We start from the raw sequence: 19,994 nt of genomic DNA, 5'->3' as shown, positions 1-19,994 counted from the left end.
TGCGCATGAACTCGTGATCGCTGTCACAGTAGAACCAAAACGTCCAGTTGTCCAGATCACATTTGAGGACAAAGTCGCAGCAGAAAAAGCCGTGACAACAGATGGTTGCGGCGAATGATTATCAGCGTTTAGAGTGAGGTGTATCACCTGAACGGATGCCGTCCGTAATTAGAACACTCCGAAGGAGTCCTGTCATGGCACTCGACGACGCCACCGCCGCGTTCCTCGCCCAAGCCGCCGAAGGAGGCGGTAAAGCGCTCCACGAGATGACCCCCGACGAGGTCCGCTCGATGAACGACACATTCATCGACCTCTACGGTCCAGGGCCCGAGATGGCGTCGGTCGAGAACCTGACGGTGGAGGCGGCGGATGGACATGCAATTCCGGTTCGCGTCCTGACACCTGACGACAGCCCACGCGGGGTGTTCGTCTACTTCCATGGCGGTGGCTGGGTCGTCGGCACACCGGATCAGTTCGACACACTTGCCAGACGCCTCGCGGTCGAGACCGGGTGCACCGTAGTGCTTCCCGACTACCGACTCGCTCCCGAAAACATCTACCCGACTGCAGCCGACGACGCATGGGATGTTCTGCAGTGGACCGCTTCTCGCTCCGATTCTGCGTTGCCGCTACTGGTCGGCGGCGACAGTTCCGGCGGCAACCTTGCAGCCGTCGTCGCGCAGCGAGCAGTGCGAGAGAACGGCCCGGCCGTCTCGCTACAGGTGTTGGTCTACCCCGTCACCGACCACGATTTCGACAACAGCTCGTACGCCGACCCCGCCAACCAGTTGATGCTCGACAAGACGTCGATGATCTGGTTCTGGGATCTCTACACACCCGATGCCGGAGTACGCCGCAACTGGGACGTGTCACCCTTGCACGCAGAGGACCTGTCAGGAGTGGCACCAGCAGTGGTGTTGCTGGCCGAACACGATGTTCTACGCGACGAAGGTCAGGCCTATGCCGAGAAACTCACCGCCGCGGGCGTGCCCGTGGAGGTGAGAGTGTTCGACGGACAGATGCATGGCTTCTTCCAGTTCGTCAACATCCTCCCCGGAGCCGACGCCGGTATCGCGTACGTCGGCGAATCCGTTCGCGCCCATCTCACATCCGTTGTCGCCTGAAAGGAGTGTTCCGTGAGCACAAGCGATTTCGATGCCGTCGTCATCGGCGCCGGCTTCTCCGGCGTCTACATGACGCACAAGCTCAAGTCTCTCGGCCTGTCGGTCCGTGGATACGAGGCCGCAGAAACCGTCGGTGGTACGTGGTTCTGGAACACGTATCCCGGCGCACGATGCGACTGCATCAGCATGGAATACGCGTTCACGTTCTCCCAGGACATCATCGACGAGTGGGAGTGGACAGAACGCTATCCTGCTCAGCCGGAGATCCTGCGTTACATCGACTTCGTCGCCGAGAAACTCGATGTCAAGAAGCACTTTCGTTTCGGAGTACGTGTCGAATCAGCGGTCTGGGACGAGGAGGCGTTACGGTGGACGGTCGGCACCGACGCCGGTGAATACGTCACCGCCAAGTACCTGATCACCGCCGCGGGATGCCTCTCGACGTCATCGACACCCGACTTCGCGGGTCTCGACGCCTACGAGGGCGAGACGATCCATACCAGCGCGTGGCCGCGCGACGGGTTCGACTTCACCGGCAAACGGGTCGGCGTCATCGGCACCGGATCTTCTGGTGTTCAGGTGATCCCGAAGATCGCCGAGCAGGCCGAACATCTGACGGTTTTCCAGCGCACACCTGCCTTCAGCCTCGACTGCGGCAATCGCCCATTGACCGAGGACGAGAAGCAGTCCTTTCGAGCCGACATCGAGAACTTCAAGGTCGCATCGAAGGCGTCCGGGGGCGGCCAGCCCGTGGACACATTGTCAGTCAACACATTCGACCACTCCGAGGAAGAGCGATTGGCGGTGTTCGAGGAACGATGGAGTCGCCATCGGGCCATCGATCTCATCGCTGCCTACCCGGACCTGCTCAGCAATCGGCAGGCCAACGACACCATCGCCGAGTTCTTCCGCGGCAAGATCCGATCCGTCGTCGAGGACCCTGAACTTGCCGAGGCACTCTCACCTCGCGAGCATCCCTTGGGGGCCAAGCGAATCACACTCGATACCAACTACTTTCAGACCTATAATCGCGACAACGTATCGCTCGTGAGCGTGAAGGATGCGCCGATCGAAGGATTGACTCCGACCGGGTTGAAGACCGCCCACGACGAATACCCGCTCGACGTCATAGTCTTCGCCACCGGTTTCGACGCCATCACCGGCCCCCTGCTGAAGATCGACATCCGTGGACGCAACGGGAAGTCACTGCAGGACAAGTGGACCGACGGTCCCACCACATATCTGGGTATCGCCGTCGACGAGTTCCCCAATCTGTTCACCTTGACCGGCCCCGGTAGCCCCAACGTGTTGACCAACGTGGTCTGCGCCATCGAACAGCACGTCGAGTGGACAGCGGACACCGTCGCACATCTGGAGTCGATCGGCGCCAGGACATTCGAGGCCGACGAGACCGCAGCAAAGGAATGGACCACGCAAGCAATCGAACTCGCCGACACCACGCTTTACCCCGAGGGCAACTCCTGGTACACCGGCGCCAACATCCCAGGCAAACCTCGCATGATCATGTCCTACGTCGGCGGACTCAACGTCTACCGCGACATCTGCGACGACGTCGCATCCAAGGGTTACGAAGGCTTCACGATCACCCACTAGAAGGAGCTCGAATGTTTCGCATCAGCATCGCCTACAACCACCCCGAGAACCCCGATGCGTTCTTGGCACACTACCGAAGCGTGCATGCGCCACTGACCGCGAAGATGCCCGGCATCATCTCGTTCGAGTGGGGTGTGTCAGAAACACTGGACGGATCCCAGCCTGCACACTTCGTCGTCGGCAACCTGAACTTCCCGTCCAAGGACGACGCCATTGCAGCCCTCGGATCCGAGGAGGGCAAGGCCGGTGCCGACGACATGCCCAACTTCGCCGGAGCGGGCTTCGTCATGGATATGCATGAGGTCGAGGTGGCCTGAGGCGCTCCGCGCCTGGTGGTGTGGTTGGGTGCCCCCTGGGGCGCCTAACCACACCACCAGCGGCGAAGCTGCTACAGACCCAGATCGGCCAAGCCGAGCAGCGAGCGGTATTCGAGCCCCTCGGCAGCGATGACGTCGTCGGCTCCGGTTGCCCGGTCGACTACCGTCGCAACTCCGACGACGACTGCTCCCGCGTCGCGGAGCGCCTTCACCGCAGTCAGCGGTGAGTTCCCGGTCGTGGTCGTGTCCTCCACGACCAACACCCGCTTGCCGACGATGTCGGGTCCTTCGATCTGACGCTGCATACCGTGCGCCTTCGCGGCCTTGCGTACGACGAAGCCGTCGATCGGGCGGCCTTCCGCGTGGACGATGGACAACGCGACGGGATCGGCTCCCATCGTCAGGCCGCCGACGGAGTCGAAGTCCCAGTCGGCCACCAATTCGCGCATCAGCGTTCCGATCAACGCGCTCGCGCGGTGATGCAGCGTTGCGCGTCTGAGGTCGACGTAGTAATCGGCTTCCTTGCCGGATGACAACGTCACCTTGCCGTGGACTACGGCCAGTTCACGAACCAGCTCGGCCAGTTCGGCACGCTGGGCACTGTCGGCCATGTGAGGTTCCCTTCGGTCGATTCAGTCGATGAATCTACCGGCCGGAATCCCACAGGCTCAGGCGGGCACGTCCTCCGGCTTTTCGTCGGCGACGAGGTCGACGTGCTCGACGAACGGCTCGGGCGGAACCACCTTCAGTACCGTGGCCATGGGCTTGGTCGCGAACGAACTACGCAGCTGCGCCAACGCGTACGCATTGTCGTTGTAGACGCGCACTGCGCCGGCGATGCGCTTCTCCGTTGTTTCCAGGTCGCCGGCGGGGCCTTGGAAAGCCCAGTTGGATCGCAACTTGGGGTGGGTGTCGGACTCGGACAGCACTGCGTGCACCGCCGCCGACAGCGCGTTCTCGGCGGCTGCCTGTGCCTGAAGACCGAGGTTCTTGTCTCGTACCGCCTTGGACCACGACCTCGCGCCGACGAGCTGACGAACCAGATCCTGGTCCAGGCCGGACGATTCGACGGCCGCGATGAACGGCTCCAGCTGAACGTAGCGACGCTCGAGCTCCACGGTCACCAGCTGCCTGCTCGCGGCCGTGTTCGACCGATAACGCCGTACCCGACGCTCGACGCTCGCCGCGTAGGCGAGAACTGCAAGTACGAGGATCGCCACGATCACGAAAACAGTCACAAGGTCTGAATTTAACGGTGATACTCGAATCGCGCTCGGAGGCTCGCCCATACGCGCCGAAGTCGCCTATGTTCGGCCGCGACCTCGACCGACCAGATTCGTCAGCTTCCGCACAGCACTCTTGGGGACCTTGGTGCCGAGCGCCGTCAGGACCTTGTACTGCGCGCCCGGCACACTGATGACTTTGCCCTTGCCCAGATCACGCATGGATTCACGCACGACCTGTTCCACGTTCAGCCACATGAACTTCGGGATGCTGGACATCTCGATGCCCGCGCGCTGGTGGAACTCGGTGCGCACGAACCCGGGGCACAGTGCCTGCACCTGGACGCCTGTGCCGGCGAGGCCACCGGACAGTCCTTCGGAGAACGAGATGACGTACGCCTTGGACGCGGAGTACGTCGATCCGCGGCCGGACAGAATGCCCGCAACACTCGCCACGTTGACCACGGTGCCTTTCGCGGCAGCAACCATCGACGGCAGCGCTGCGCGGGTCAACTGCATCACCGCGGTGACGTTGACGTCGAGCTGCGCCTGCAACAGCTCGGGTTCCGCTGTCCAGAACTCACCCGAAGTTCCGAAACCTGCGTTGTTGACGAGAAATTCGACGCCCCGGCTCAGCCGCTCGGCGACGACGTCCCGTCCCGCCTGGGTGGCCAGATCCGCCGGGATGATCTCCGAGTCGGCTCCGAAGCGGACGCGCAGGTCGTCCGCGAGCGAACGCAGCCCCACCTCGTTCCTGGCAACGAGCACGAGGTCGTAGCCGCGAGCAGCGAGGTGAGTGGCGAATCCTGCGCCGAGACCGGACGTCGGTCCGGTGACGAGGGCAACCGGGCGCACGGTGAGGGGGGACGCTGGTTCGATCGGTTCGGCGGTCATGAAACTGAAGGCTACGGTGCGATCGACGTGTTGTGGAGTCCCACACCGCCGAATGTCCGGTCCTGCGGATCAGTCCTGGCGGCGGCGGTCCGAGTCGCGGGTGATGGGCGTCGGTCGGCTCGGTGGCCGGGGTCCCGACGGTTGGATCACGGGACCGGAACGCAGCGGCGGCCTCGGCTCGGGACGCCGCACCTCGGGGCGCGCCTGCCGGGGTTCTGGATTTTGGCGGGGTTCTGGGCTCTGCCTGGGTTCTGGGCTTTGGCGCCCGACGGTGGTTTCGGGTCGACTGCGCTGCGGAGGGCTGGTTCGAGCGGGACCGGATGGACGTCGGTTGTTGACCGGCGGTAGTACATGCAGCATCCCGGACAGTCGTGCCACGGCGTCGATGGCGGCATCCCAGTCGCGTCCGGTGCTGCCGAGCGGCAACGATCCGAGTGTCCAGTCGTTCTCGCTCCACAGCAGGTTCAGGCCGGCCGGAACGGATTCGGTGAACGCAGCCATGCGTTGATCGCACACGCGCCGCGCCACTTCGACGTTCGTCGCGAACACGACACGGGGGCCGATCGATCCAAGCAGCTCCATGTCCGAGTCGCGAGGGGGCGGCGTCGACTTCAACCGAAGGTCGATGTCCACGTCGGATCCGACGGGTCGTTGAACTGCAACAATCGTCGACGTTTCCTCGACGTCGAACAGTACGAACTTCTCGCCGCGTCGGACTCCGCTCACGAGGTCCACCGCAGTGGTCTGCTCGGGCTTGGCGAGTGCAGCACGACGGAACTGCAACACGATGTCGTCGTCGGACGCCTCGTACGTGTATCCCTGCGCCTTGGCCCACATCTGCCGTACCCGGCCTACCTGGTCCCGGCGCGAACGGTCGATGTACAGAAGGGCGACCGCACCCAGGAGGGCGATCGCTGCAAGTCCGAACCACATAGCCGTCATCGAGGGTCAGCTTATAGCGTCCAGCGGTTCGGCCTCGTGATGGCTCACCCGCCCAGGTCGGGGGTTTCCACGATGATGTCCGCCGTGATGGCACCGTTCTCCATGGGGCTGCCGTTCACGACGACGAGCGACCCGACCTTCAGCGAGGAGGCGTCGAAGCCGGACAGGGACAGGACCTGCGTCTGCGGGGTGACGAGAACCGTGACGGGGGCGCCGTCGATGCCCTGGATCGTCAGAGTCGGACCGTCGATGGCGGTGATGTTTCCGATCGCCGCGCCGGAGTTCCCCAGAATTTCCGGGATACCTCCCGGGACGAGTCCACCGGGAGCCGACGGTGGCGCGAGGGGCGCCTGGCTCGGTGGGAGCGTGGGGATCGGGGCCAGGCTGGTCGGTGGCCGAACCGCGACGTCGTCGGTGTCGGATCGTTGATTGGTCAACACGAGAATTCCTGCCAGCACGACGACCGCCAGCGCGGCCAGGGCGACGAGCGCGAACATCCACCGCCGCGGCCCCTTCGGCTCGGGCGGAGCCTGATACTCGCCGTACTCGGGCGGAGCCTGGTGTTGCCTCGGGTCGTACGCCGGAAACACCTGGGTCGGGTTGGGCTGCTGGGCTGGGTACTGCTGCTGCGGCGAGTACTGCTGGGGATATCCGTACTGCTGCGTCGGCTGGTCCTGGTAGGGCTGCGCCTGTGGATAGGGCTGTGCCTGCTGATAGGGCTGGGAATCCGGGTACGGCTGGGTGTCCGGATATGCCTGCCAGCCGTCGGCGACGTAATCGGATTCGGGACGATCCGGAGGCGGATTCGCGGTGCCGTCTTCCCACGGCCGGTCGTGGGGTCCTTCCGCGGGCTCCACTCTCGCGCGCTGACCGTCCGGATGACTCATGACACCGAGGGTACGTCCGGCACCTCGCGGGTGACGAACGTCCAGGCGTGCACAGAGCTCCACTCTTGCGCGATATTCACGGAATCCCGCAAATATCGCGCAAGAGTGGAGCGAAATACTCGGTCTAACCCAGGACCAGTGCGTCGCCGTCTGCCGATACGTTCACCGGCACGACGTCGCCGTCGCGGACATCTCCTGCGAGCAGCAGCTTGGCCAACTGATCACCGATGGCCTGCTGGATCAGCCTGCGCAGCGGACGAGCGCCGTACAACGGGTCGTAGCCCCGAGCTGCCAGCCACAGCTTCGCCGGCGAGGTCACATCGAGCGTGAGCCTGCGAGCTGCGAGCCTGCGGGCCAGGAAGCCGAGCTGGATGTCGACGATCGATTCCAGCTGATCCTCGGAGAGCGAGTCGAACACCACCACGTCGTCGAGGCGGTTGACGAACTCCGGTTTGAACGCGCGCCTGACCGCATCCATGACGTGGTCCTTCGATCCCCCGGCACCGAGGTTCGACGTCAGGATCAAGATGGTGTTCCTGAAGTCGACCGTGCGTCCCTGCCCGTCGGTCAGCCTGCCTTCGTCGAGCACGGCCAACAGGATGTCGAAGACATCGGGGTGAGCCTTCTCGACCTCGTCGAACAGAATCACGCTGTACGGACGCCTGCGGACGGCTTCGGTGAGTTGACCGCCTGCCTCGTAGCCGACGTAGCCGGGAGGCGCGCCGACGAGTCGAGCTACGGCGTGCTTCTCGCTGTACTCGCTCATGTCGATGCGGACCATGGCGCGCTCGTCGTCGAACAGGAAGTCCGCCAACGCTTTCGCGAGTTCGGTCTTGCCGACACCGGTCGGACCGAGGAACAGGAACGAGCCCGTCGGACGGTTCGGATCGGCGACGCCGGCGCGAGCACGACGGACGGCGTCGGACACCGCTTGCACGGCGTCCTTCTGCCCGACGACGCGCTTGCCCAACTCGTCTTCCATCCGCAGCAGCTTCGCGGTTTCGCCCTCGAGCATGCGGCCTGCAGGAATGCCGGTCCAGGCTGCGACGACGTCGGCGACATCGTCCGGACCGACCTCTTCCTTGAGCATGACGTCGTCCTGCGCCGGAGTTGCCTGTGTCTTCTCGGCAAGCTCCTTCTCGAGCGTCGGGATGCGGCCGTACCGAAGTTCGGCTGCCTTTCCCAGATCTCCGTCGCGTTCGGCACGCTCGGATTCACCGCGCAGGTTCTCGAGTTCTTCTTTGAGGACGCGAACCGAATCGATGGCGTTCTTCTCGTTCTGCCAGCGGGTGCTCAACTGGTTGAGCTTTTCCTGGCCGTCGGCCAGTTCCGCGCGCAGCTTCTCGAGACGAGCCTTCGACGCATCGTCGGTCTCCTTCTCGAGCGCCATCTCCTCGATCTCGAGTCGCCGGACGGCTCGTTCGACCTCGTCGATTTCGACGGGACGCGAGTCGATCTCCATGCGGAGACGCGACGCGGCCTCGTCGACCAGGTCGATTGCCTTGTCCGGCAGGAACCTCGACGTGATGTAGCGGTCGGACAGTGTGGCGGCGGAGACGAGTGCGGAGTCCGTGATGCGCACACCGTGGTGCACCTCGTAGCGCTCCTTGAGCCCACGCAGGATGCCGACGGTGTCCTCGACGGACGGTTCGCCGACGTAGACCTGCTGGAATCGACGCTCGAGCGCTGCGTCCTTCTCGATGTACTTGCGGTACTCCTCCAACGTGGTCGCACCGACGAGCCGCAGTTCACCGCGCGCGAGCATCGGTTTGATCATGTTGCCCGCGTCCATCGCGGACTCACCGGTCGCGCCAGCTCCGACGATGGTGTGGAGCTCGTCGATGAAGGTGATGACCTGCCCGGCCGAGTTCTTGATGTCGTCGAGCACGGCCTTGAGCCGCTCCTCGAATTCACCGCGATACTTCGCACCGGCGACCATCGAGCCGAGGTCGAGCGAGACGACGGTCTTACCGCGCAAGCTTTCCGGCACGTCGCCGGCGATGATGCGCTGCGCGAGACCTTCGACGATGGCGGTCTTGCCGACGCCGGGCTCACCGATGAGAACCGGGTTGTTCTTGGTGCGACGGGACAGTACCTGGACGACGCGACGAATTTCGGTGTCGCGGCCGATGACCGGATCGAGCTGACCTTCGCGGGCCCGGGCGGTCAGGTCGGTGCTGTACTTCTCGAGCGCCTGGTAGGTGCTCTCGGGATCGGCGCTGGTGACGCGCGCGCTGCCGCGGACAGTCTGGAAGGCGTCGCGCAGCTCGTTGGGTCCGGCGCCGTGGCCGGTCAGGAGCTTGGCGACGTCGCTGTCACCCGTCGCGAGTCCGACCATGAGGTGCTCGGTGGAGACGTACTCGTCGTCGAGTTCGGTAGCGAGGTTCTGCGCAGCCGTGATGGCCGCCAGCGCTTCGCGACCGAGTTGCGGAGTCGTTGTCGATCCGGTTGCCGACGGGAGTCGATCGACCAGGGTGCGAGCTTCACCGCGCACCGTCGCAGGATCGACGCCGACAGCCTTCAACAGGGGGGAGGCGATGCCGTCGGTCTGATCGAGCAACGCCACCAACAAATGGGCCGGACGGATGTCCGGGTTTCCGGCCGCGGATGCGGCCTGCAGAGCGGCACTGAGTGCGGCCTGCGTTTTCGTGGTGGGGGTGAAACTGTCCACCGGTCACCTGCTTTCTGCTGGGAGAAAATTTGATGTCGGTGGGTACAACGTACCAAGACTTGAGTCTGTTCCGCTCAAGTCTGATTTTCTCAGTTTTCTTCTGTGGCCAGTGGTGTGTAATCGGGATACCCTCGGGCGGTCTACTTTGGAACCGTCTAGCTGCGGCGGAGGTTGATCGATGCTCGATGCACGGGCGATCTCCCTGGTTCGTGCCGGTTTCAAGTCCGTTCTGGCCGCTGAGAACGGTCCGGCACTTCTCGCACGGTCCTTCTACGCCCAGCTGTTCGTCGACCATCCGGAGTTCCGGGCGTTCTTTCCGGCGTCGATGGACCAGCAACGCGACCATTTCGTCCGTGCGCTGGCCTACATCTTCGACAATCTCGACAAGAACGAGCGCGTCGAGTCGTTCCTCCAGCAACTTGGCCGAGACCACCGCAAGCACGGCGTCGACGGCACCCACTTCCGAGCCGGTGCCTCGGCCCTGATCTCGGCGTTCCGCAACTTCGTCGGCAACGAGGTGTGGACGGACGAAGTCGAGGACGCCTGGCATCGGACGCTAGCGCTCGTCACCGACAACATGGCCGTTGCAGCGGACTCGGACGAATTGCCCCCGTACTGGGGCGCCACGATCGTCGAGCATCAACGGGTGCTCGACGATCTGGCGATCATTCGCCTCCAACTGGACGAGGGCATTCACTACTACCCGGGTCAGTACGTGAGCGTGCAGATTCCGCAACGCCCCAAACTCTGGCGGTACCTGTCGCCGGCAATTCCGTGTAATCCGCAGGGCGAGATCGAGTTTCACGTTCGGCGGGTGTCCGGCGGTTGGGTGTCCCCCGCCATGGTGACCGAGTCGGTCGTCGGCGATCGATGGGCCGTCAGCCCTCCCTTGGGTGGATTGCAGATCGACCGAGGAATCGCCGAGGACGTGCTGATGATCGCAGGCGGCACCGGCCTGGCGCCGCTCCGTGCTCAGGTGATGGACATGGCTCGACGCAGCCACAACCCGCGAGTGCACCTGTTCGTCGGGGGCACGTATCCCCGGGATCTGTACGACGCCGAGACCCTGTGGCAGCTGTCGCTGTCCAACCCGTGGTTGACGGTGGTTCCGGTGACCGAGGAGGACGAGAATCCGTGGTGGCATTCCGGTCCGACGCCGGAACTGCCGTGGGGCATGCATCATCGGCTGCACGGGTCCATCGGGAAGGTCGTCACGCAGTTCGGCTCGTGGGCGGACAGGCAGATCCAGATTTGTGGTTCGCCGTCGATGGTGCGGACGACGCTCTACGCATTGCGGAAGGTCGGCACCCCGATGGAACACGTGCAGCACGATCCGCTGTGAGCAGTTAACGCTCGGCAAACGGCCTGCGCTCGAACCCGTGCCTCGTCGATCGTTCGAATGACGTGGTCGATGGCGGGGCCGCGCCGGGCTCCGCATTTCTCCGGTCGTCCGATCCGAAAGCAACACGTTCTACCGTTCGTCGCGCCGAAACAGCCAGTCGGCCTGGAATGTGGTTACCTACTCGTTATCGTTTCCGGGCCGCGTCGAAGACGGCCCGGTCATACCGAGAAGGGTGAGAGTAGATCCCGATGCCTGCAGACTTCGCGGCACGGTTGAACAGTCTGTTCAACACGGTGCATCCACCTGGCCGTAAGCCCCACACCAATGCAGAAGTCGCCGATGCGCTCGCCGAGCACGGCCACCAGATCTCCAAGCCGTACATCTCGCAGCTGCGTTCCGGTCAGCGGACGAATCCGTCGAACGACACCGTTGCTGCACTCGCCCGGTTCTTCAAGGTGAAGCCGGATTACTTCTTCAACGACATCTACGCGCGCAAGATCGATCACGACCTCGAGTTGGTGACTCAGCTCGAAGGCTATGGCCTCAAGCGTCTGTCGGCGCGTGCGTTCGATCTGTCCGAGGAGTCACAGAATCTACTGAGCTCGATGGCCGAAAAATTGCGTGCCAGTGAGGGGCTTCCGGAGATTCCTCCGGACAGCACGCGTTGACTCGGCCGATAACCGGGCAGTAACTGCAGCCAGACGATCAGGGGGATGACACGCGGTGATCTTGATTCTCTTCGCGGGAGGAACAGCTCTCGCGGTGTCGATTCTGCTCACCCCGATGCTGATCCGGAATTTCTCGAAGCAGGGCTTCGGCCAAGAGATTCGGCTGGAAGGACCGGCGAGCCATCAGTCGAAGCGCGGAACACCGACGATGGGCGGCGTCGCGATCCTCGTCGCGCTGTGGGTCGGATACGGCGGGGCGCACGTGGTCGGCATCGCATACGACGGCGGGGGCCCTTCGGCGTCGGCCTTGCTCGTCCTGGGTCTGACGACGGCCCTCGGCATCGTCGGTTTCGTCGACGACTACACGAGCCTACGAAACAAGAGGAACCTCGGACTCACCGCGCGCGCCAAGTACGTCGGCCAGATCGGCGCTGCGGTCGTGTTCGCGCTTCTCGTCCTTCGCTTTCCGGACAGCAACGCAGTGACGCCCGGCAGCCGAAACCTGTCCTATGTCCGCGACTTCGCCATCGTGTACATGCCGACCCTGTTGTTCGTCGGCTTCATTTGTGTCCTGGTCGTGGCCTGGTCGAATGCGGTGAATCTGACCGACGGGCTCGACGGCCTCGCCGCGGGATCGATGGCGCTGGCCCTGGGGGCCTACACCGTCGTCACGTTCTGGCAGTACCGGCAGTCCTGCAGCACCGACCCACGCGTCGGGTGTTACGACGTGCGGGATCCTCTCGATCTCGCGATCGTCTGTGCCGCCGCGGCCGGTGCGTGCATCGGCTTCCTGTGGTGGAACGCCGCGCCCGCGAAGATCTTCATGGGTGACACGGGATCGCTCGCTCTCGGCGGTCTGCTCGCGGGTCTGTCCGTGGTCACCAAGACCGAGCTGCTCGCCGTTGCGATCGGCGCGTTGTTCGTTGTCGAGGCTGCGTCCGTCGTCATCCAGGTCGCGATCTTCCGCACCAACGGTGTTCGGGTCTTCCGTATGGCACCGATCCATCATCACTTCGAGCTCGCGAGTTGGCCGGAGACCACCGTCATCATCCGGCTGTGGTTGATGGCAGCCATCGCCTCGGCACTCGGTATGGGTCTGTTCTACAGCGAGTACCTCTCGGCGGTCGGCTGATATCGATCAGCCGGCGGCTTTCGCTGCGATCCGCGCCTGAACTTCCGGGCGACGCAGCGGCGGAACCGTCGGTGGCGGCTGGCGACGCTCGGGAAGCGCGTCGAGCAGTCTGTGAGTGGTCGCGGTGACCTCGGCAACTGCGAGCTCGAATGCATCGCGGGTGGCGTCGGACGTTTTCTGAACGCCACTGACCTTACGGACGTACTGCCGGGCCGCAGCCTCGATCTCCTCGTCCGTCGCGTGCGGTTCCAGCCCGCGCAGGGTGGTGATGTTTCGGCACATACCAGCCACGATAGACTTTTCCGCCGGTCTTCACGTCCTGAGCAGCCCGTCGAGTGCACGCAGGCACAGCGCCTTGACCTCGTCCTCGCTGATGGATCGGCGATCGAGCCAGTCCATGCAGACCGCACGCACGAACGACACCCAACCACGCAGTGCCGTCCGGGTGATCTCGTCCTCGCGAATCTCGGCGGGCAGCGCGGCCAGAATCCGCTGCTGCTGCACTTCCAGTTCGTCGGCGAGGATGGCCTGGATTTCCGCGTCGCCCAGCATGGCACCGCGGTTGATGGCCCGGACGCCGTGTTCGTGCTCGACGGTGTAGCGAATGTAGGCGTCGAGGCCGGCCGCGACCTGATCCGCCACCGGCAGTGACGTGTCCGGCGCGGTCGTGTCGAGGATGCGCGCGGACTCGACCTTCAAGATCTCCGCGAAGAAATCTCGCTTCGACGCGAAGTAGTGGTACATCAGGCCCCGGGACACTCCGGCGAGGTCGGCGACCTCCTCGATCCACACCTCGTCGTAGGGCCTGTCGGCGAACAGCTTCGACCCGATGTCGAGTAGTTGCGCGCGCCGCAGGTCAGGGGAGAGTCGTTTTCGAACGCCGTTCATCACCCAGGATGCTACTTGACACGAGTTCAGTAGCGAGTACGTTCACTGTTGTATCCGAGTTCAGTAACGAGCGAAGAGGTCGCACATGGTCGTCGACGTCGGAGTACGCAGCGCAGCGCTCCCCCACCCGCCCCGACGCCTGCCCGTCCTGGGCGACGTCGTCGGCGCCCACGCGTCGAGGCCGGTCCAGGACTCGATGGCACTCGCCGCACGGCTCGGCCCGATCTTCGAGCGGGTCGTCCTCGGTCGCCGCTACGTGCTCGTCTCCGGCGCCGACCTCGCGGGGGAACTGTGCGACGAGTCCAGATTCGTCAAGCACGTGTCCCCCGCGATCGAAGGTCTCAGATCAGTCGGCGGTGACGGACTGTTCACTGCCTATTCTCACGAACCGAACTGGCAGAAGGCACACGACCTCCTGCGCCCCGCGTTCGCTCAGAGCGCCATGCGCGGATACCACGACATCATGCTCGCCGTTGCGTCCGAGCTTGCGGCACACTGGCGTTCGCAGACCTCCGTCGACGTCTCCTCGGACATGACGAAGCTGACGCTGGACACCATCGGACGCACCGGGTTCAGCTACGGTTTCGATTCCTTCAGCCGAAGCAAGCCCCACCCATTCGTCGACGCGATGGTCGGCGTGCTCTCGCACAATCAGCGTCGCGAGATCGTTCCCATCCCCTGGTTGGCGAACCTCGTCTTCAAGAAAGCCGACCGGCGCAACCTCGCGAATCAGCGTTACCTCGAACAGGTCCTCGACGACATCGTGCGCACCCGCCGCGACGAACGTTCCGACCCGGGCGCCCATGCAGATCTGCTCGAGATCATGCTGGACGCCGCGCGGGATTCCGGGAACCCGAATGCGCTGAGCGAAGTGAACATTCGCCAGCAGATACTGACCTTTCTGATCGCAGGCCACGAGACCACCTCGGGGGCATTGTCGTTCGCCCTCTACTACCTCGCGAACAATCCGCACGTACTGGACGCCGCACGCGCGGAGGTCGACGAAGTCTGGGGCGGTGAAGCACCGTCGTTCGAGCAGGTACCCAAGCTGCGCTACGTCCGGCGAGTACTGGACGAGACCTTGCGGTTGTGGCCGACGGCGCCTGCATTCGCGCGAGAGGCCAGGGAGGACACCGTCATCGGCGGCGTGCACGAGATGAAGAAGGGCGATTGGGCGTTCGTGCTGATTCCCGGGTTGCATCGCGACCCAGTCTGGGGTGAGAACCCCGAGGTGTTCGATCCCGACCGCTTCGTCTCGGCCGAGGTGCGCTCACGTCCGGGCCACGTCTACAAGCCCTGGGGCACCGGCGAACGCGCCTGCATCGGCAGGCAATTCGCCATTCACGAGGCCGTCCTGGTACTCGGAACGTTGCTGCAGCAGTTCGATTTTCACGCAGATCCGGCGTATCGCCTGAAGGTCGAGGAGCGGCTGACGCTGATGCCGAAGGACTTCCGGCTGACGGTGTCAATCCGGAAGTAGCGGCACGGACAGTCCGGAGTCACGGCCCAGCAATACCCCTCTGGTCAGCGCCTTCTTCCCGAATTTGCTGTGCACACCGTCGAGAGCGATATCCAACGCCGAGGCGCTCGGTGCGTCCTGTACCCCGCTGCGCGGTGCCGCATCGAACTGCAGCTCGAGCTGCTCGGCACCGGTGCGCTCGATGTTGGCGACGGTCACCCCGACCAGCGTAATGCCCTGATCCGCGATCAGCGGCGCAGCGTCACGCAGCAACGCGAGGGCGGCATCGAGAATGTCCCGAGTGTCCGCTGTTGCCCGGTTCAGTGTGTGCGAGCGCGTGATCTTGGTGAAGTCCGCGAACCGAAGCCGAAGGACGACCGTACGGCCCGTTCGCTCGGCGGCACGCATACGCTGCGTCACGCGGTCCACCAGAGCGATGAGCGACGCCTCGACGTCCTTCGGTGATGTGGGGCCACGCCCGAGTGCGTGCTGGGCGCCGATCGAGCTGCGTCCGCGGTAGGTCTGCACGCGTCGGGGATCGCGGTTGTTGGCCAACGAGTACAGGTGATGCCCGGCGCCCTTCCCCAGAATCGAGACGATCGACGCCTCCGACTGCGCGGCGATGTCACCGACGGTGACGATGTCGAAGGCGTGCAGCTTCTCTGCGGTCACCTTCCCCACGCCCCACAACCGCTCGATCTTCAGTGGATGCAGGAACTCGAGCTCACGGCCCGGCTCGACGAGCAGGAGGCCGTCGGGCTTGCCGACTGCACTGGCGACCTTCGCGAGGAACTTGGTGCTCGCGATGCCGACCGTGATGGGCAGCCCGACCTTCTCCTTGACCTCGCGTCTGAGCCGCTGGGCCACCTGCACCGGAGTGCCGCGGATCTTTCCCAGACCGGTGACGTCGAGGAACGCCTCGTCCACCGAGATCCCCTCGACGAGCGGGGTGGTGTCGCGGAAGATCTCGAAGACGGCCTTGCTCGCCTCGATGTAGGCGTCCATCCTGGGAGGAACGACGACGGCGTCGCGGCACAATGCGCGTGCCTGCGACCCGCTCATGGGGGTACGCACTCCGAAGGCCTTCGCCTCGTAGCTTGCCGCGAGCACGACACCGCCGCCCACGAGGACTGGTCTTCCCCTCAGGCGCGGGTCGTCCCTCTGCTCGACCGACGCGTAGAACGAGTCGAGATCGGCATGCATGATCACGAACATATGTTCGCACGACGGTCCGACAGGTACGAACTTTCTCAGGCAGTGACGTGGTGGATGTAGCACCAGCGCCAGTTCTCACCGGGTTCGGCGGACTCCATGACGGGGTGCGTCGTGGCGTGGAAGTGGGCCGTTGCGTGTCGTTTGGGCGACGAGTCGCAGCAGGCGACGTTGCCGCATTCGAGGCACTGCCGCAGGGCGACCCATTCCGTCCCCTCGCGGATGCATTCATGGCACGTACCGTCGGACAGGTTCTCCGCCACCGGGTATCGGTCCAGTTCCTCGCACCCGGACCCGGGGTGGACGCGCCGCGCATTGGACACCTTGATCTCGCTACGGTCCTCGCTTGCGATGTCGATCATCGACTCCTCGACGTCGAGCATGGCGAGAACCTCGCCGACCACCTCGGACGGGACGGTGCCGGTGCTTCTGATCTCCAGGATCCGGGCACGCTCGGCCTCGATCATCGTCAGACGGACCCGCGCGTACAGCTCGCTCGGGGTCTCCTGTTCGGCGGTGGTACCGAGCCGTTCCCACGCCGAGAAATTCCGCTGCTCGACGCGCTGGCGGACCAGGGCTTCCACTCCGTGCGGATCGTCGTACTCGAGCTCGTCCAGTGCCTTCTCCCCGGCCTTCGACGCCTGCTGCAGCAGGGTCGCTCGCGCCAACGCGTCGTCCATCGGGTCCGGCGACGGCACCTTCAACAGGCGTGCGAGGACAGGCAACGTGAGGCCCTGCACGAACAGGGTTCCTGCGACCACGGTGAAGGCGATCAGCAGCAGAATTTCGCGGTACTCCGTCCCCAAGGGGATCACGAACGCGGCGGCCAGCGTCACCACTCCGCGCATCCCGGCCCACCCGATCAGGAGCGTGTAGCGCCAGGACGGGACCACACCGGTCGACGCGTCGGCGCCGGGGTGAATCAACGCGAAGCGCGCGACGAACACCCACACCATACGAATCGCGATGACGCCGACGAGTGTCGCGGCGCAGACGGCGACGATGGTCGTGGCGGGCAACGCACTGGTCCCGACGTCGCGGAGCAGCCACGACGCCTGCAGACCGATCAACAGGAAGACGGCGTTCTCGAGGATGTAGGCGATGGTTCGCCAGTTGATTCGCTCGGCGATCCGCGACTGCGCGGACTGCAGAATGGGCGCCTTGTGCCCCAGCAGAAGCCCCGCGACGACGACGGCGAGCACACCCGACGCGTGCACCTCCTCGGCGAGAAGGTACGCGGCGAACGGGACGATGAACGAAATGGCGGTGTCGAGAACAGGATTGGTCAATCGCCGACGCAGTTTCGCGACGACCAGGAAGGTCACCAGACCGATGGCAACGCCCCCACCTGCAGCCACGAGGAAGTCCAGTCCGACCTGACCGACGTGAACCGAATGCCCGAGGGCGAAGATCGCCGTGCTCAGCGCGACCAACGCGGTGGCGTCGTTGAGCAGAGACTCTCCTTCGAGGATGGTGACGACTCGACGAGGCAGTCCGATGCGGCGGCCGATCGCGGTGGCCGCGACGGCGTCCGGAGGTGCGACGACGGCCCCGATCGCCAACGCCGCCGGCCACGAGATGCCCGGGAGAAGCGCATGTACGACGGCACCGATGCCGAACGTCGTCGCGATCACCAGAACGATCGACAGCAGCAGAATCGACCGTCGGTTGGCATTGAAGTCGACCAATGACGATTGAATTGCCGTGGCGTACAGCAGTGGCGGCAGCAGGCCGAGAAGGACCACCTCCGGTTCGAGATGGATCTCGGGGACGCCGGGAACGTACGACGCCGCGGCACCCACCAGAATCAGCAGCAGCGGCGCCGGGACGTCGAGTCGTTCGGCGAGTGCCGCGACGGCGAGGACGCCGATCGCGAGCACGACGAGCAGGACAGCAATCTCCATGAGGAGATTGTGCTCCCGCCCTCGGTGTCCGTCAGACGCGGTCCAGGCGCTGCACGTAGTGCAGCGGTGGGTCGATCGGATTGTCCGCTTCGAGCTCGGCTTCGCCGATGCGCCGAAACCCGGCTTTCTCCAACGCCCGCCACGACTGACGGTTGCCCGCGACGACCGGAACGATGATGCTGTCCGACGACGGATAGGCCCGGAAGGTGTCCTCCGCGAACGCTGCGATCAATCGTGTTCCGCGGCCACGGTGGATCTCGGATGCCTCACCGATCAGGTAGTCGATCGTGGCGGCCTCGGCGGGCATGTCGATGTACGCGGCAATCGCAGCGAGGTCCTCGGGGTAGTCGGCCCACCTGCATCGCTGGACGAGGGCGAACGGCTTGCCGTCCTCGAAGGCCAGCAGGTCCTGAGCGGGTTCCTCGCCGCGCGCGACGGGACCGAAATCTCGTTTCACTGCCTCGGCGGTGGACTCTTGGTTCCACCAGCGTGCGACGTGCGGCTGCGACAGCCACTGCCCGATCAGCGGAAAATCCGCGTCGACGACGCGCCGAAACGTGATCACAGGATGTGACGGTAATCCGAGCGCGTCGCCGACGCCATGGGTTTTGCTTCCGCGGGTTCAGGTGAGCTTGTTCGCGCTCTCGATGGTGTCCGCCAGCTGCCCGAGCCAGTCGGCGTACTCGGCGTAGGTGTTGGGGCGCTTGTCGTCCCAGTCGAGGACCTGGCCTCCCGCTACGGCGGGCAGAGATCGGTAAATCGCGGAGTCGGCGAGGATGGGTTTGCTCGCCGGGTATTCGAGGACGATATCGGCCGGGTACTGAGGCACGTTTTCCCAGCTCACCGTCGACCATGGGCCGTCCGCTTCCGGACCGGCGAGGGTCAAGCCGAGCTCACGCAGCAGTTTCAGTACGACGAGGTTCTCGGTGCCGATGTAGATACCGTCGGTGTCGACGTTCAGTGGCATGACCGTCAGTCCGGGCTTGTTCGCGACTGCGTCCTTCACCCGCTGCTTCGCCGCTTCGAAGTCTTCACGGTCAGCAGCGATGTCGGGGTTGTCGACGTCGGCTCCCAGGGCCTCCGCGATGGATCGGTACTGTTCGAGCGACTCGTCGATCGACAGGCTGACGTCGACTCCGAGAAACGGCGCCACAGCAGCGATCTGCTCGGCCTGCGAGGCGTCCCACCACGTCCAGGACTGCGGTGCAGCCTCCTTCGCGTACCCGATGATCACGTCGGGATCGAGTGCCGCGGCGGCTTCGGTGTCGAACACCGAGTCGGTGCCGATGACGGTCATTCGATCGGCTTCGGCAGTGCCGAGCGCGGATCCGTCGGCCAGTCCGAATCCGAACACACCGTCCGGGCGGATGCCGTAGTCCCACAGTGCGGCAGCGCTGTACGCGTCGACGACGATCGTGTCGGGGTGCGCGTCGGTCGTCACGGTATTGCCGAATGCAGTTGTGTAATTCCAGGATTCAGTGGATTGCGGTTCGTCTCCCGAATTGGACGAGCAACCGGCGGCGAGGGCGAGTACTGCCACAGCGGAGGTGGCGCGAACGATAGCTTTGTTGAACACGCAAGCAAAAGTAACCCAGCTAAGGCTTACCTAGCAAAACGATCGCCCTGTAGTTGCCGGTGTTCACCTACGACGAGCACCGGCTCCCCTAGAGTGGATCACATCGGCCGAGCGCAGGTACAGGACGCAGGGAAGGACGCA

General features: G+C 64.4%; 19 protein-coding genes. 7 read left to right on the top strand and 12 right to left on the bottom strand.

What is annotated here, in order from left to right; translation table 11 throughout:
* Window positions 1-194: 194 nt before the first annotated feature.
* The 3 genes from CH293_RS14520 to CH293_RS14510 are packed head-to-tail and all read left to right on the top strand — an operon-like array spanning window position 195 to window position 3,055.
* Window positions 195-1,124, top strand: a complete 930-nt coding sequence (locus tag CH293_RS14520; RefSeq protein ID WP_019663126.1) for an alpha/beta hydrolase — start codon at window positions 195-197, stop codon at window positions 1,122-1,124.
* A 12-nt stretch (window positions 1,125-1,136) separates the two neighbouring features.
* Window positions 1,137-2,738, top strand: coding sequence for an NAD(P)/FAD-dependent oxidoreductase (locus tag CH293_RS14515; protein ID WP_094720614.1), 1,602 nt, complete (start codon window positions 1,137-1,139; stop codon window positions 2,736-2,738).
* 11 nt (window positions 2,739-2,749) lie between these two features.
* Window positions 2,750-3,055 (top strand): EthD family reductase, encoded by a 306-nt coding sequence (locus tag CH293_RS14510; RefSeq protein WP_019663124.1) that lies wholly within the window; start codon window positions 2,750-2,752, stop codon window positions 3,053-3,055.
* Between the two features lie 71 nt (window positions 3,056-3,126).
* On the opposite strand, the gene pyrE is transcribed toward CH293_RS14510, so the two are convergent.
* The 6 genes from pyrE to clpB all read right to left on the bottom strand — a co-directional run bounded on the left by pyrE (window position 3,127) and on the right by clpB (window position 9,672).
* Window positions 3,127-3,666 carry an orotate phosphoribosyltransferase gene (gene pyrE, locus CH293_RS14505; protein ID WP_019663123.1) on the bottom strand — a complete coding sequence of 180 codons (540 nt, stop codon included), beginning with the start codon at window positions 3,664-3,666 and terminating at the stop codon, window positions 3,127-3,129.
* A gap of 57 nt (window positions 3,667-3,723) precedes the next feature.
* Window positions 3,724-4,293, bottom strand: a complete 570-nt coding sequence (locus tag CH293_RS14500) for a LemA family protein (protein WP_019663122.1) — start codon at window positions 4,291-4,293, stop codon at window positions 3,724-3,726.
* Window positions 4,294-4,359: 66 nt separating this feature from the next.
* The gene (locus tag CH293_RS14495) at window positions 4,360-5,172 is read right to left on the bottom strand and encodes an SDR family oxidoreductase (RefSeq protein ID WP_019663121.1); all 813 of its coding nucleotides are present in this window, start codon (window positions 5,170-5,172) and stop codon (window positions 4,360-4,362) included.
* A 69-nt stretch (window positions 5,173-5,241) separates the two neighbouring features.
* Window positions 5,242-6,105: a hypothetical protein gene (locus CH293_RS14490; RefSeq protein WP_094720613.1), complete on the bottom strand. Its 864-nt coding sequence runs from the start codon at window positions 6,103-6,105 to the stop codon at window positions 5,242-5,244.
* 53 nt (window positions 6,106-6,158) lie between these two features.
* Window positions 6,159-7,001, bottom strand: a complete 843-nt coding sequence (locus tag CH293_RS14485; protein ID WP_255122861.1) for a DUF5666 domain-containing protein — start codon at window positions 6,999-7,001, stop codon at window positions 6,159-6,161.
* Between the two features lie 124 nt (window positions 7,002-7,125).
* The gene (gene clpB / locus CH293_RS14480) at window positions 7,126-9,672 is read right to left on the bottom strand and encodes an ATP-dependent chaperone ClpB (RefSeq protein WP_094720611.1); all 2,547 of its coding nucleotides are present in this window, start codon (window positions 9,670-9,672) and stop codon (window positions 7,126-7,128) included.
* 178 nt (window positions 9,673-9,850) lie between these two features.
* On the opposite strand from clpB, the gene CH293_RS14475 reads away from it, so the two are divergent.
* The 3 genes from CH293_RS14475 (at window position 9,851) to mraY (ending at window position 12,814) form a co-directional block, all read left to right on the top strand.
* Window positions 9,851-11,014 carry a globin domain-containing protein gene (locus CH293_RS14475; RefSeq protein ID WP_019663117.1) on the top strand — a complete coding sequence of 388 codons (1,164 nt, stop codon included), beginning with the start codon at window positions 9,851-9,853 and terminating at the stop codon, window positions 11,012-11,014.
* A 248-nt stretch (window positions 11,015-11,262) separates the two neighbouring features.
* Window positions 11,263-11,682 carry a helix-turn-helix domain-containing protein gene (locus CH293_RS14470; RefSeq protein ID WP_019663116.1) on the top strand — a complete coding sequence of 140 codons (420 nt, stop codon included), beginning with the start codon at window positions 11,263-11,265 and terminating at the stop codon, window positions 11,680-11,682.
* A 55-nt stretch (window positions 11,683-11,737) separates the two neighbouring features.
* Window positions 11,738-12,814: a phospho-N-acetylmuramoyl-pentapeptide-transferase gene (gene mraY, locus CH293_RS14465; protein ID WP_094654284.1), complete on the top strand. Its 1,077-nt coding sequence runs from the start codon at window positions 11,738-11,740 to the stop codon at window positions 12,812-12,814.
* Window positions 12,815-12,820: 6 nt separating this feature from the next.
* Here the strand turns inward: mraY and CH293_RS14460 are convergent, their stop codons facing one another.
* Complete coding sequence (locus CH293_RS14460) at window positions 12,821-13,096, bottom strand: DUF2277 domain-containing protein (protein WP_019663114.1); 276 nt, start codon at window positions 13,094-13,096, stop codon at window positions 12,821-12,823.
* Between the two features lie 30 nt (window positions 13,097-13,126).
* Entirely contained in the window at window positions 13,127-13,702 is a 576-nt protein-coding gene (locus tag CH293_RS14455; protein WP_019663113.1) for a TetR/AcrR family transcriptional regulator, read from the bottom strand.
* 85 nt (window positions 13,703-13,787) lie between these two features.
* Here CH293_RS14455 and CH293_RS14450 point away from each other — a divergent pair, with 85 nt between their 5' ends.
* The gene (locus CH293_RS14450; protein ID WP_094720610.1) at window positions 13,788-15,182 is read left to right on the top strand and encodes a cytochrome P450; all 1,395 of its coding nucleotides are present in this window, start codon (window positions 13,788-13,790) and stop codon (window positions 15,180-15,182) included.
* Here the strand turns inward: CH293_RS14450 and dinB are convergent.
* From dinB to CH293_RS14430, 4 genes are read right to left on the bottom strand one after another with little or no spacing between them, the layout of a single operon-like run.
* The gene (dinB, locus tag CH293_RS14445; RefSeq protein ID WP_094720609.1) at window positions 15,168-16,376 is read right to left on the bottom strand and encodes a DNA polymerase IV; all 1,209 of its coding nucleotides are present in this window, start codon (window positions 16,374-16,376) and stop codon (window positions 15,168-15,170) included. The two genes, CH293_RS14450 and dinB, sit on opposite strands and share 15 nt — an antisense overlap.
* Before the next feature lie 35 nt (window positions 16,377-16,411).
* Window positions 16,412-18,277 carry a Na+/H+ antiporter gene (locus CH293_RS14440; RefSeq protein ID WP_094720608.1) on the bottom strand — a complete coding sequence of 622 codons (1,866 nt, stop codon included), beginning with the start codon at window positions 18,275-18,277 and terminating at the stop codon, window positions 16,412-16,414.
* A 31-nt stretch (window positions 18,278-18,308) separates the two neighbouring features.
* A complete protein-coding gene (locus CH293_RS14435; RefSeq protein ID WP_037112369.1) occupies window positions 18,309-18,842 on the bottom strand; it encodes a GNAT family N-acetyltransferase in 534 nt (177 codons plus the stop codon).
* A 57-nt stretch (window positions 18,843-18,899) separates the two neighbouring features.
* Entirely contained in the window at window positions 18,900-19,853 is a 954-nt protein-coding gene (locus CH293_RS14430; RefSeq protein ID WP_241483887.1) for an ABC transporter substrate-binding protein, read from the bottom strand.
* Window positions 19,854-19,994: the final 141 nt, after the last annotated feature.

The organism is Rhodococcus sp. 14-2470-1b, from assembly GCF_002259415.1.
Taxonomy (GTDB): Bacteria; Actinomycetota; Actinomycetes; order Mycobacteriales; family Mycobacteriaceae; genus Rhodococcoides.
The sequence above is the reverse complement of the archived record's forward strand: the minus strand, read 5'-3'. Positions and strand labels throughout refer to the sequence as shown.

Bases quoted from the DNA above. Each gene is read 5' to 3' on its own strand.
- CH293_RS14520 (WP_019663126.1), top strand. From the start codon at position 195: ATGGCACTCGACGACGCCACCGCCGCGTTCCTCGCCCAAGCCGCCGAA.
- CH293_RS14450 (WP_094720610.1), top strand. From the start codon at position 13,788: ATGGTCGTCGACGTCGGAGTACGCAGCGCAGCGCTCCCCCACCCGCCC.
- CH293_RS14470 (WP_019663116.1), top strand. From the start codon at position 11,263: ATGCCTGCAGACTTCGCGGCACGGTTGAACAGTCTGTTCAACACGGTG.
- CH293_RS14510 (WP_019663124.1), top strand. From the start codon at position 2,750: ATGTTTCGCATCAGCATCGCCTACAACCACCCCGAGAACCCCGATGCG.
- pyrE (WP_019663123.1), bottom strand. From the start codon at position 3,666: ATGGCCGACAGTGCCCAGCGTGCCGAACTGGCCGAGCTGGTTCGTGAA.
- CH293_RS14485 (WP_255122861.1), bottom strand. From the start codon at position 7,001: ATGAGTCATCCGGACGGTCAGCGCGCGAGAGTGGAGCCCGCGGAAGGA.
- CH293_RS14440 (WP_094720608.1), bottom strand. From the start codon at position 18,277: ATGGAGATTGCTGTCCTGCTCGTCGTGCTCGCGATCGGCGTCCTCGCC.
- CH293_RS14490 (WP_094720613.1), bottom strand. From the start codon at position 6,105: ATGTGGTTCGGACTTGCAGCGATCGCCCTCCTGGGTGCGGTCGCCCTT.
- CH293_RS14460 (WP_019663114.1), bottom strand. From the start codon at position 13,096: ATGTGCCGAAACATCACCACCCTGCGCGGGCTGGAACCGCACGCGACG.
- dinB (WP_094720609.1), bottom strand. From the start codon at position 16,376: ATGTTCGTGATCATGCATGCCGATCTCGACTCGTTCTACGCGTCGGTC.
- CH293_RS14475 (WP_019663117.1), top strand. From the start codon at position 9,851: ATGCTCGATGCACGGGCGATCTCCCTGGTTCGTGCCGGTTTCAAGTCC.
- CH293_RS14495 (WP_019663121.1), bottom strand. From the start codon at position 5,172: ATGACCGCCGAACCGATCGAACCAGCGTCCCCCCTCACCGTGCGCCCG.
- CH293_RS14455 (WP_019663113.1), bottom strand. From the start codon at position 13,702: ATGAACGGCGTTCGAAAACGACTCTCCCCTGACCTGCGGCGCGCGCAA.